Source organism: Amycolatopsis mediterranei (assembly GCF_026017845.1).
Taxonomy (GTDB): Bacteria; Actinomycetota; Actinomycetes; order Mycobacteriales; family Pseudonocardiaceae; genus Amycolatopsis; species Amycolatopsis mediterranei.
Window position 1 is genome coordinate 542,887 of sequence record NZ_CP100416.1, and the last position, 12,001, is coordinate 554,887.

At 71.2% G+C, this 12,001-nt stretch carries 8 protein-coding genes; all 8 read left to right on the forward strand.

Features of this window, described 5'->3' with window-relative positions; genetic code table 11:
• Positions 1–42 precede the first annotated feature (42 nt).
• The 8 genes from asnB to ISP_RS02860 all read left to right on the forward strand — a co-directional run bounded on the left by asnB (position 43) and on the right by ISP_RS02860 (position 11,930).
• Positions 43–1,953, forward strand: coding sequence for an asparagine synthase (glutamine-hydrolyzing) (gene asnB, locus ISP_RS02825; protein WP_013222482.1), 1,911 nt, complete (start codon positions 43–45; stop codon positions 1,951–1,953).
• On the forward strand, positions 1,950–4,127 hold the full coding sequence (locus ISP_RS02830) for a bi-domain-containing oxidoreductase (protein WP_013222483.1): 2,178 nt from the start codon (positions 1,950–1,952) through the stop codon (positions 4,125–4,127). The genes asnB and ISP_RS02830 overlap by 4 nt, the downstream gene beginning before the upstream one ends.
• A gap of 97 nt (positions 4,128–4,224) precedes the next feature.
• A complete protein-coding gene (locus ISP_RS02835) occupies positions 4,225–6,357 on the forward strand; it encodes a heparinase II/III family protein (protein WP_013222484.1) in 2,133 nt (710 codons plus the stop codon).
• A gap of 9 nt (positions 6,358–6,366) precedes the next feature.
• Entirely contained in the window at positions 6,367–7,893 is a 1,527-nt protein-coding gene (locus ISP_RS02840; RefSeq protein WP_013222485.1) for a right-handed parallel beta-helix repeat-containing protein, read from the forward strand.
• A 109-nt stretch (positions 7,894–8,002) separates the two neighbouring features.
• Positions 8,003–9,190, forward strand: a complete 1,188-nt coding sequence (locus ISP_RS02845; protein WP_013222486.1) for a membrane protein — start codon at positions 8,003–8,005, stop codon at positions 9,188–9,190.
• Complete coding sequence (locus ISP_RS02850; RefSeq protein ID WP_013222487.1) at positions 9,187–10,356, forward strand: glycosyltransferase family 4 protein; 1,170 nt, start codon at positions 9,187–9,189, stop codon at positions 10,354–10,356. Before ISP_RS02845 ends, ISP_RS02850 begins: the two co-directional genes overlap by 4 nt.
• Positions 10,353–11,000 (forward strand): phosphatase PAP2 family protein, encoded by a 648-nt coding sequence (locus ISP_RS02855; RefSeq protein WP_013222488.1) that lies wholly within the window; start codon positions 10,353–10,355, stop codon positions 10,998–11,000. Before ISP_RS02850 ends, ISP_RS02855 begins: the two co-directional genes overlap by 4 nt.
• Before the next feature lie 315 nt (positions 11,001–11,315).
• Positions 11,316–11,930 (forward strand): maleylpyruvate isomerase family mycothiol-dependent enzyme, encoded by a 615-nt coding sequence (locus ISP_RS02860; protein WP_013222489.1) that lies wholly within the window; start codon positions 11,316–11,318, stop codon positions 11,928–11,930.
• Positions 11,931–12,001 lie beyond the last annotated feature (71 nt).

Consider the following 12,001-nt stretch of genomic DNA (forward strand, 5'->3'; position numbering starts at 1 on the left):
GTCTCCTGACCCGCGCCGCGACCGAAGGGGAACGCACCCGAGATGTGCGGCATCGCAGGCACCTACCTCTGGCCGGACGGCGGGCCGCTCACCGACCGGCTGACCAAGACCCTGGCCCACCGCGGCCCGGACGGCTCCGGCCGCTACGAGCACGGCGCCGGTCCCGGTGAAGTCCACTTGGGACACCGTCGGCTCTCGATCATCGACCTGTCCGAGACCGGCGCCCAGCCGATGGTCCTGGACGGGCTCGCGCTGAGCTACAACGGCGAGCTGTACAACGCGCCCGAGCTGCGGGCCGAGCTGGCGGGCGCCGGCGTGCGCTTCCGCGGCACGTCCGACACCGAGGTGCTGCTGCAGGCGTGGCGGCGCTGGGGCACGGACTGCCTGCCCAAGCTGCGCGGGATGTTCGCCTTCGCCATGTTCGAGGAGGGCACCGGCGAGCTGTTCCTGGTCCGCGACCAGCTGGGCATCAAGCCGCTGTTCTTCGTCCAGCGGAACGGCGGGGTCGCCTTCGCGTCCGAGCTGAAGGCGCTGGCCGGCGAACTCGGTGGTTCGCTGCAGATCGACAGCGGTGCGCTGATCGCGTCGCTGCTCTACTACTGGGTGCCGGACAGCCGGTGCGCCTACCAGGGCGCGGAGAAGCTGCAGCCGGGCACGTGGCTGCGCTGCCGCCCGGACGGCCAGGTCGACCGCGGCCGGTTCTGGTCGCTGCGTGAGGTCGCCGAGGAGGGCGCGGCCTTCGACGGCGAGGTCGACCTGCACGCCGTGATCGCCGAGTCGACGGCCAAGCACCTGCTCTCGGACGTCCCGGTGGCGACGTTCCTCTCGGGCGGGCTGGACTCCAGCTACCTGACGGCGCTGGCCGCGCGGTCGCAGCCCGGGATCTCCGCCTACACCATCGGGTTCCGGCCCGAGGACGCAAAGTTCGAAGCCATGCCGGACGACCTGAAGTACGCCCGGATCGTGGCGCAGCAGTTCGGCGTCGACCTGCACGAGATCGAGATCGCGCCGCAGGTGCTCGACCTGCTGCCGAAGATGACCTACCACCTGGACGAACCGATCGGCGACCCGGCGGCGATCAACTCGTTCCTGATCTGCTCGGCCGCGCGCGAGGCCGGCGTCAAGGTGATGCTGTCCGGGATGGGTGCCGACGAGCTGTTCGCCGGGTACCGCAAGCACCTCGCGAACCTGATCGCGCTGCGCTACCACAAGGTGCCGGGCGCGGTCCGCAAACCGGTCGAGTCCCTTGTGGACCGGCTGCCGGTGGCGTCGGCCAAGCGCGGGTACCGGTCGGTGCGGTTCGCCAAGCGGTTCCTGTCCTTCGCGGGCCTGCCCGAGGAGACGGCGTTCCGGCGCAGCTACACGATGTACGACCGGACCGAGCTGCTCGGCCTGGTGAACCCCGACCTCGCGTCGGTCGTCGACGACGTCCTGACCGAGCACGCCGACACGTACAACGACCAGGCGCTCGACGACTTCGTCAACCGGATGTGCCTGGCCGACTCGCGGCTGTTCCTGCCGGGCCTGAACCTGACCTACACCGACCGCTCGACGATGGCGGCGTCCACCGAGGTGCGGACGCCGTTCGTCGACGTCGAGGTCGTGCGCGCGGCCTTCAAGATCCCCGGGGACAAGAAGATCGTCGGCCGCGCCGGCAAGGTCGCGCTGAAGAACGCGGCGCTGAACATCCTGCCGAGCGAGATCGTGCACCGGCCGAAGGGCCTGTTCAGCGCGCCGCTGCGGGCGTGGATGAGCCGCGACCTGGCGCCGCTGGTGCGCGAAGTCGTCAACGAAGGGGTGCTCGTTTCCTCGGGATTCCTGCAGCGGGAGGCGCTGCAGCGCATGGTCGCCGAGGACGCCGCCGGCCAGGAGGACCGCGGCAAGCACCTCTGGCACGTCTTGACTCTTGAGTATTGGTACCGGAACGCGATGTCTGGAGCGGGAGCGAAGTGAAGCAGGTAGTCCAGAACTACAAGAGCGGGGAACTGGCGCTCCTCGAGGTCCCCGAGCCCGCCTGCAAGCCCGGCGGCGTGCTGGTGCGGACGGTGTACTCGCTGATCTCGACCGGCACCGAGATGATGAAGGTGTCCGAGGCCAGCCTGTCCTTGGTGGGCAAGGCGAAAGCCCGGCCGGACCAGGTCGCGAAGGTCATGCAGAGCGTGGCCACGAACGGCCTTTCGGCGACCTACCGCAAGGTGACGTCCAAATTGGACTCCTACACCCCGCTCGGCTACTCGCTGTGCGGCATCGTCGAGCAGGTCGGCGACGGCATCACCGACGTCTCGGTCGGCGACCTGGTGGCCTGCGCGGGCAACGAGCACGCGCTGCACTCCGAGCTCAACTGGGTGCCCAAGAACCTCTACTCGCGCGTGCCCAACGGTGTCGACCCGCGGCACGCCGCGTTCGGCACCGTCGGGTCGATCGCCATGCAGGGCGTCCGCCGCGGCGAGCCGCAGATCGGCGACGTCGCCCTGGTCATCGGCCTCGGACTGATCGGCCAGCTGGTCGTCCAGCTGCTGACGTCGTCCGGCGTGCGCGTCGTCGGCGTCGACCCGGACCCCGAGCGCTGCAAGCTCGCCGAGAGCCTCGGCGCGCTGACCTGCGCGCACCCGGCGTCCGGCATCGTCGACACGGCCGTGGCCGAGCTGACCCACGGCGCGGGCGTCGACCAGACCTACCTCGCCGCCGGCGGCAACACGAACGACCCGGTGGAGCTGGCCGCGAAGTTGTCACGCGACCGCGGCCGCGTGATCGACATCGGCAAGTGCAAGCTCGACCTGCCGTGGAACGCCTACTACGAGAAGGAACTGGACGTCCGGTTCTCGCGGTCCTACGGACCCGGCCGCTACGACCCGTCGTACGAGCTGGAGGGGCGTGACTACCCGATCGGCCAGGTCCGCTGGACCGAGCGCCGCAACCTCGAGTGCGTCCTCGACCTGATCGCACGCGACCGGCTGGATGTCGAGCCGCTGATCACGCACGTCTCGGACTTCTCGGACGCGGTCACGACGTACCAGTCGCTGAACGAGGGGTCGCTGAAGGCCGTCGCGGTGCTGTTCCGCTACCCGGACGCGGTCGCTCGGACGGAGCCCGTGGTGACGTCCGCGCGGGTCGGGCTGGTCTCGTCTTCTGCCGCCGCTTTGCCGGCGGGTCAGCCCGTGCGCCTGGGCTTCATCGGCGCGGGGAACTACGCGTCCTCGATGCTGCTGCCGCACCTGGTCGAGCGCGAGGACGTGCAGCTCGAGCACGTCGCGACGACGTCGGCGCTGTCCGGCGCCAACGCGCGGCGCAAGTTCGGCTTCGCGGCGGCGTCGACCGACATCGACAACGTCCTCGGCAACTCCTCGATCGACGCGGTGTTCGTCGTGACGCGGCACAGCTCGCACGCCGAGCTGACCCGCCAGGCGTTGCTGGCGGGCAAGGCGGTGTTCGTCGAGAAGCCGCTGGCGCTTTCTCCCGAAGAACTGCAGAAGGTCCTCGACGCGATCGAGGAGTCCGGCAACGACCGGCTGCAGGTCGGCTTCAACCGCCGGTTCGCGCCGCTGCTGCACGAGGCCCGCGAGCAGTTCGGCCCGCGCGTCGGCCCGGCGAGCGTGCGGTACCTGGTCAACGCCGGCCGCCTCGACCACGGCAGCTGGTACAACCAGACCGCCTCCGAGGGCTCCCGCTTCGCCGGTGAGGGCGGGCACTTCATCGACACGGTGAGCTGGCTGCTCGACGCAGACCCGGTCTCGGTGTACGCCACCGGAGACCTCCAGGTGACCCTCGGCTACCCGGACGGTTCGACGGCGGTGATCACCTACGCCGAGACCGGCTCTTCGGGCTTCCCCAAGGAGACCCTGGACGTCGTCGCCGACGGCAAGGTCCTCAAGTTCGACGACTTCGTCCGCGCGTCGGTGTACTCGCGGAAGAAGTGGGCCAGCTCGCGCCTCCCGAAGGGCCGCGACAAGGGCCAGGCCGCCGAGGTCGACGCGTTCCTGTCGGCGGTGCGGACGGGCTCGCCGATGCCGATCTCGATCGCTTCGCTGGCCGCGACGACGCTGGCGACCCTGGCCGCGCAGACGAGCGTCGCGAACGCGGCGCCGGTGCGGATCGAGCTGCCGCGGAAGGCGGGTGCCCCGGCATGACGAGCGACGCACCGATCCGGTCGAGGCCGCCGCGTTCCGGCATGCAGAGCGTCGCGCCGAAACGGCCCGCGTTGCTGCCGAAGGCAGGTGCCCGTCCATGATGGGTCCCGGCTGGTACCTGCGCCGGCTGTCCCGGATGGGGCCGGCGGAGGTCGTCGGCCGCGCGCGGCACGCCGTCGTCCAGCGGCAGTGGCGGTCCGCGCTGCCGACGCCGCCCGATTGGCCGTCGCACCCGCGCTTCACCGCGACGCTGCCCGCCGGCGTGCTGGGCAAGGTGTCCGGCGAGGCGGTCAAGCGGCTGCTGGCCACGGCCGACGAGCTGATGGCGGGCCGCGCGGAGTACTTCGGCGTCGAGCGCACGGATTTCGAGGCGCCCGACTGGTTCCTCGACCCGAAGACCGGGCGTCGCGCGCCCTCGGACGAGTACGCGTTCGACGTGCCGTACCGGTCGGAGGACACGGTCGGCGACATCAAGCAGATCTGGGAGCCGTCGCGCCACCAGCACCTCACCGTGCTGGCCGCGGCATACGCCCTGACGGGTTCTTCGGCGTACGCGGTTCGCGTGGCGGAGCACCTGCGGTCTTGGTGGGCGGCGAATCCGCCGTTGCGAGGGCCGCACTGGGTGAGCGGTATCGAGCTGGGCATCCGGCTCCTGTCGTGGGTCTGGACGCGCCGCCTGCTCGACGGCTGGGCGGGTGCCGCGGAACTGTTCGAGGAGAACCCGGACTTCCAGCTCCAGCTGTGGCACCACCAGAACTGGCTCGAGACGCTGCGCAGCCACGGCTCGTCGGCGAACAACCACGTGATCGCCGAGGACGCCGGGTTGCTGGCCGCGGCGTGCGCGTTCGGCTGGTTCCCGGAGTCGGCGGGCTGGCGCGCCGCGGCGATGCGCTCGCTGGACGTCCAGCTGGCGCGCAACACGTTCGCCTCCGGTCTCAACGCGGAACTCGCGTCGGAGTACCACGGCCTGGTGCTCGAACTCGGCCTGGCGGCGGCGATCGAGGCCGACGCCGCGGGCACGCCGGTGCCGGATTCGACGTGGGAGGTCCTGCTCCGGATGACCGACGCCCTGGCGTCCATTGTGGACAACAGGCTCCGGCCGCCCCGCCAGGGCGACGCCGACGACGGCTTCGGCCTGATCGTCGACGGCGCGGCGACTGACCGCTGGGCCTCCTTGCTGGGCTCCGGTGAGGCGCTGTTCGGCCGCCTGGACTGGTGGCCACCGGTCCCGGGCGACGACGTACGGACACCTCTGCTGGCATCGTTGGTGTCGCGGACTCCACGCGCTTCGGGCGTCCGCCCCGGCCGCCGTCCGGCGCACCTGCGCGACGCGGGAATGACGATCCTGCGTTCGGGCCCGCTGTGGGTCCGCTGCGACGGAGGTCCCCACGGATTCCTGTCGATCGCGGCCCACGCCCACGCGGACGCGCTCTCGCTGGAGGTCCGCCACGACGGCGTGGATGTGCTCGCCGACCCGGGCACGTTCTGCTACCACGGCGAGCCGCAGTGGCGCTCGTACTTCCGGTCGACGCTGGGCCACAACACGCTCGAGCTGGCGGGCCGCGACCAGTCGGTGTCGGGTGGCCCGTTCCTGTGGACCCGCCACGCGGTGACGAAGGTCCTGGAGGTCCACACCCCGGACAACGGACCGGCCCGCTGGTCGGCAGCCCACGACGGCTACGCCCCGGCAATCCACCGCCGCACGGTCGAGCTGGACGGCGAGGTCCTGAAGATCGTCGACGACGTGCTGGGCGGGGGTTCGCCGGGCGCAGCCCGCTTGGCGTTCCACTTCGGCCCGACGGTGACGGTCATGCTCGACGGCACCACGGCCCGCCTCCGCTGGACGGTCGCCCCGGATGGGCCCGATTCGTTCGCGGAGGAGGGGAGCAGCGGCGGTTCCTCGGCCGACGGTGGGCGTGCGGCCGGTTCCCTGGTTGCCGATCCGCTGGTCGCCGGTGGCGGGCACGAGCCCGGTTCCGCCGCTGCGGGGGGCCGGGCCGGTTCCGTGGCTGCCGATCCGCTCGTCGGGCGGGTTTCCGGTTCGCTCGCCGGCGTTGTGCGCACCGCCGTCATGGAATTGCCCGCCGGACTCTCTTGGACCGTGCACCGTGGTGCTGCCGAGCCGCCGTTGGGCTGGTACTCCGCGGGGTTCGGGCGGAAGGAACCCGCCACCACCCTCATCGGCTCCGGGTCGCCCGGTCACCTCACCACCCTGCTCCGCTTCAGTTAGGACCCGCCCGTGACAGCCCGCCGCTTCCGACTCGGCCGTGCAGCTCCGCTGCTCGGTGTCCTGCTCACGGTCGCGGCGTGCTCGGGTGGCCCCGACACCGACGGTGGTCCGGCCCAGGCCACCGCGGCCCCCAGCGGGTCGGTCGCCGCCGTGTGTGACAAGCAGCCGGCGGGACCGGCCGCCGCGCCCGCGGGTGCCGTTGTCGTCGATCCCGCCGTGCCGGGGGACCTGGCGGCGAAGACCCGCTCGGCCGGGTCGGGCACCACCTTCTGGCTCAAGGCCGGCAAGCACATCCTCGGCGACGACAAGTACGACCAGGTGTCCCCCAAGGACGGCGACGTCTACATCGGTGCGCCCGGCGCGGTCGTCGACGGCCGGAAGATCAACCAGTACGCCTTCACCGGCCACGCGGTCGACGTCAAGATCACCTACGTGACCGTGCAGGGCTTCGCCGCCCCGCACGACGAAGGCGTGGTCAACCACGACTCCGGCGACGGCTGGGTGATCGAGCACTCGACCATCCAGGACAACGACGGTGCCGGCCTCATGGCGGGCGCGCGCCAGCAGGTGCGCGGCAACTGCCTGCGCCGCAACGGCCAGTACGGGATGAACGCCTACTCCGGCGGCACGCCGATCACCGCCCTCGTCGTCGAGGGCAACGAGATCGCCGGCAACAACACCGGCGACTGGGAAGCGAAGATCGACGGCTGCGGCTGCAGCGGCGGGGTCAAGTTCTGGGATGTCGACGGCGCCGACGTGCGCGGCAACTGGGTGCACGACAACCACGGCACCGGGCTGTGGGCCGACACGAACAACAACGACTTCCTCATCGAGGGCAACCTCATCGAGAACAACGACAGCGCCGCGCTGATCTACGAGATCAGCTACAACGCCGTCATCCGGGACAACACGATCCGCAAGAACAACTGGGCCGACGGCCGCCGGTACGCCGACAAGAGCGACAACTTCCCGACGTCGGCGGTCTACATCTCCGAGTCCGGTGGCGAGCCGCGGATCAAGGCCCGCACCGCGAAGATCGAGATCTCCCGCAACTACCTGGAGAACAACTGGTCCGGGATCACGCTGTGGGAGAACGCCGACCGGTTCTGCAACAGCCCGGCCAACACCTCCTCGGGCGACTGCACCCGGCTGGTGCCGTCCGTCAAGCAGTGCGCGGCCCCGGCGATCACCAGCGGCGCACTCCTGGCCGACTGCCGCTGGAAGACCCAGCACGTCGACATCCACGACAACAAGTTCGTCCTCGACCCGGCGGTCGTGGGCTGCCAGGCCTCCTGCGGCCGGATGGGCCTGCTGTCGAACTTCGGCAGCTACCCGGACTGGTCGCCGTACCGCGGCGACGCCGTCCAGGAATCGATCACCTACAAGCAGGACAACCGCTGGCACGACAACAGCTACGCCGGCCCGTGGACCTTCATCGCGTACTCGGCCGACCGCGTCATCGAGATCGGCGAGTGGGAAGGTGCGCCGTACTCGCAGGACAGCGGGAGCACCTTCACCGCGCAGGGCGGGGGCTGACATGACAGCGCAGACCGGGCCGACCGGGCAGACAGCGCAGACAGGATTGGCCGGCCTTCGCGGCGACGCTGCGCCCGAACCCGCCTCCTCGACGCCGAAGTGGGCGGGCGTGGCGTGGGCGCTGCTCATCCTCAACACGCTCGGCTCGACCGGCGCGAAGACGGTCCTCCCGCTGCCGCGGTCGGTCAGCCAGCTGGTCACCATGGGCTCGCTGATGACGGCGTTCGTGATCGCGCTGGCGCTGAACAAGCACCTGCGGATCCGCCCGAGCGCGTACCTGCTGCTGCTGACGGCGCTGCTGGGGACGAGCATCCTCTCCAGCGCCGACCTGCAAGAGGGTCTCGGCGCGTTGTTCCGCTGCTTCCGGCTCACGATGTTCGTCTCCACGCTTTGGCTGCTGACCCGCTGGTGGGACGGCGGGTTCGCGTTCGTCCGGTACCACATCCGCACGTACGCGGTCGTGCTCGCATCGGTGGCGGTCGGCCTGGTGATCTCGCCCGGCAAAGCGATGCCGGAGGAGTACGGCGGCCGGCTCTCGGGCGCGATCTGGCCGCTGACCCCGCCGCAGATCGGCCAGTACGCGGCCGTCATCGCCGGGCTCACGCTCCTCCTCTGGTTCGGGCGCCGCACGACCTGGCGCAGCGCGCTGGTGATCGTCGTGCCGGTGCTGGGGTTGCTGATGCTTACCCACACCCGCACGGCGACGCTCGGCCTCGTCGCCGGCCTCGCGGTGGCCTTCCTGTCGATGATGCTGACCAGCGCCCGCGCCCGGAAGGTGTTCGCGTGGACGGTCGGTGTCGGCGGGGTCGCCGGCGTGGTGCTCGCGGGTGCGTTGCAGACGTGGTTCCTCCGCGGCCAGAGCGCGGACAACTTCTCCAGCCTGACCGGCCGCGCGAAGGTGTGGGACGCCCTGCTGGAGGCCCCGCGGTCGACGGCGGACTACATCTTCGGGGTCGGGCTGACCGACAAGTCCTACGACGGCCTCCCGATCGACAACAGCTGGCTCGCGATCTACCACGAGCAGGGGTTCGTCGGGATCGCGCTGGTGGCGGCATTCCTCCTCACGCTGGTCGTGGTGGCTGTGCTGCGGCCACCGTCATTGGCTCGTGCGTGCGCGATCTTCCTGATCACCTATTGCATATCGGCCTCCTACACCGAAGCGGGGCTCGGCGACGCGTCGCCGTACCTGCTGCACTTGGCGGTCGCCGCGTCGCTGCTGGTCCGCGGGGTGCCGCAGTCCGACGAACAGGCATTCATCCCGACGAAGGGGGCAGACGTGCGAGGTGCAGGCGCGTGAAGGTGCTCGTGGTGCACAACCGGTACCGGTCCGAGCAGCCGAGCGGCGAGAACAACGTGGTCGACGCCGAGGTGACGCTGCTCGCCGACGGCGGCCATCAGGTGTCGTTGTTCGAACGCCGCAGCGACGACATCGCGGCGATGCCGCTGCCCCGCAAGGCCGCGGTGCCGCTGATGGTGCCGTGGAACCCGGCGGTGCGGAAGGAGCTCGCCGCTCGGCTGCGGGCTTCGCGCCCGGACGTCGTGCACATCCACAACACGTTCCCGCTGCTGTCGCCTTCGGTGGTCGCCGCGTGCGCGGACGCGGGGGTGCCCGCGGTCGCGACGCTGCACAACTACACGATGGTCTGCCCACCCGGCACGCTCCACCGCGACGGCCGCATCTGCACCGAGTGCGTCGGCGGCTCACCGCTGCCGGCGGTGAAGCACGGCTGCTACCGCGGTTCGAGCGCGGCCACGCTCCCGATGGCGGCGAGCATGGTCGCGAACCGGCGCCGGTGGTGGACGGGCGTTTCCCGGTTCTTCTGCATTTCGGCGGCCCAACGTGACCTCCTGGTTTCGGCCGGGATGCCCGGCGAGCGGATGGCGGTGAAGCACAACTTCGTCACCGACCCCGGTGTCCGCCGCACCGGCGCCGGCCGGCACGTGCTGTTCCTCGGCCGCATCACCGAGGAGAAGGGGGTCGGCCTGCTGATGCGGGCGTGGGAGCGTCTCGGCGGCGCCCTGGGCGTGCCGCTGGTCATCGCGGGCACCGGCCCGATGCAGGACGAGGTCGCGGCCTGGGCGGCCGGCCGCCCGGATGTCTCGTACGTCGGCCTCCAGAACAAGGCGGAGTGCCGCGCCTTGACCGCCGACGCGGTCGCGGTGGTCGCGCCGTCGACGTGGCTGGAGGCCTTCGGCCTGGTGGTGGTCGAGGCGATGGCCGCCGGCGTGCCGACGGTCGCGGCCGCGCACGGCGCGTTCCCCGAGCTGGTCGACGACGGTGTCACGGGTCTCCTGCACGTCCCGGACGACGAGGCCTCGCTCGCCGACCGCCTGCGCGCGGTCGTCGGTGACCACAATCGCGAAATGGGCGACGCGGCCCGCGTCCGGTACGAGAAGGACTTCACGCCGGCGGTCGGCCTGGACCGCTTGATCGCCGGGTACGAGGCGGCGATCAAGGCGTGAGGCAGCTGGTCCGGACGGCGCCCCCGGCCCTGCCGGCCGTGCTGCGCGCTCCGCTGTCGATCTCGGCCGCCCTGGCGACGGCGGTGCTGGTCGCGCTCGGCATCCTCCACTTCCACGACTCGGGCCTGACCGGCTTCGACGCCGCACTCCTCCCTTCGATCGACGGGGTCCGGCCGCCGTGGCGGTACGTCGCCCTGGTCTTCGACTTCGGTGGCGAACCGGTGGGCTCGGCGATCCTGATCGCGCTCCTTGCGGGGGTGTGCTGGCTGGTCCACCGTGTCCGGGCCGCCGTGCTGACGGTGCTGGGCGTGGTGGTCACGGTGGCGGTGACGACAGTGCTGAAGCCGCTGGTCGGCCGCACCATCCACGGCGAGTTCCTGTCGTACCCGAGTGGGCACACGGCCATGGCGACGGCGCTCGCGCTGGTCATCGGGCTGGTGCTCACCGAGCGCTGGGCGCTGGGGCGCGCGGCCGGGGTTTCCCTTGCGTTGGGGGTGGCCTTGGTGGCCGGCTTGGCGATGGGATGGGCCGAGGTGGCGTTGGGCGCGCACTACCCGACGGATGCTGTGGGTGGGTTCTGCGCCGCGCTGGCCGCGGTTCCGGCGACCGCTTGGGCGCTGGACCGCGTGGCCGATCGCCTCTGAGGGGGCGCCCGCGGGGTGCTTGGTCGCCGACCGGCTCGGACCGGTGGTGGCGGCTGGTTGGTTGTACGGCGGGGCCTCGCAGCGGTGGCAGAGGCGCCGACCGCCTCGTGTGCCGGTCGGCCTGGCCGTGTGGTGGGGTTGCGTGTCGGGGCGGCCGACAGGTCGCTGACTGCGCCGCCGAGCGCTCTGAGGAGGCCGGGGCTCGCTGCCGGACTGTTCGGAGCCGCCTTCGCCGGGGGAGGGGTTTCGAGGGGCGGTGTCGGTCCGGGCCGGTTCCGTTCGTCGGTGGGGGACCGACCTGTGAAGGAGACCCCCGTGATCCAGGACCTGATCGCCGCCGAGCGGCGGGAGCTTGCCGCCCTGTTCGAATCGCTGCCGCCGTCGGCGTGGACCTCGCCTTCGCTGTGCGCCGGCTGGCGGGTGGCCGAGGTGGTGGCCCACATGACCATGCCGTTCCGGTTCTCCACCGGGCGGTTCGTGCGGGAACTGGCGAAGTCCGGTGGGCGCTTCAACGCCATGGCCGACCGCGTCGCCCGGCGCGAGGCCGCCGAACTCTCCCGCGAGGCGCTGGTCGCTTCGCTGCGCGACAACGCCGACCACCCGTGGCGGCCGCCGGGTGGCGGCGCTGAGGGCGCTCTGAGCCACGACGTGATCCACGGCCTCGACATCACGACCGCCCTGCAGCTGGAGCGCCGGGTTCCGCCGGTACGCCTTGAGGTCATCTTCGCCGCGATGAAGCCGAAGCAGATCAAGTACTTCGGCACCGATCTGACCGGCATTGCCCTGCGTGCCGATGACCTCGACTGGTCGTACGGCACCGGTACCCCGCTCACCGGGGCGGCCCAGGACCTCCTCCTCGTTCTCGGCAATCGGCGGTTGCCCGCCGGGCGTCTTCGGGGCGAACCGAGCGCACGGTTCACCAGGGCCTGAACAAATCGTCCACTGTGGACGAGGGTGGCGGTCGGAGTGGTCATGTCTCCGACGGTACCGAACACACGTGC

What these genes read in the sequence shown, in the direction of transcription:
- asnB (WP_013222482.1), top strand. Translation starts at nt 43, where the DNA reads ATGTGCGGCATCGCAGGCACCTACCTCTGGCCGGACGGCGGGCCGCTC.
- ISP_RS02835 (WP_013222484.1), top strand. Translation starts at nt 4,225, where the DNA reads ATGATGGGTCCCGGCTGGTACCTGCGCCGGCTGTCCCGGATGGGGCCG.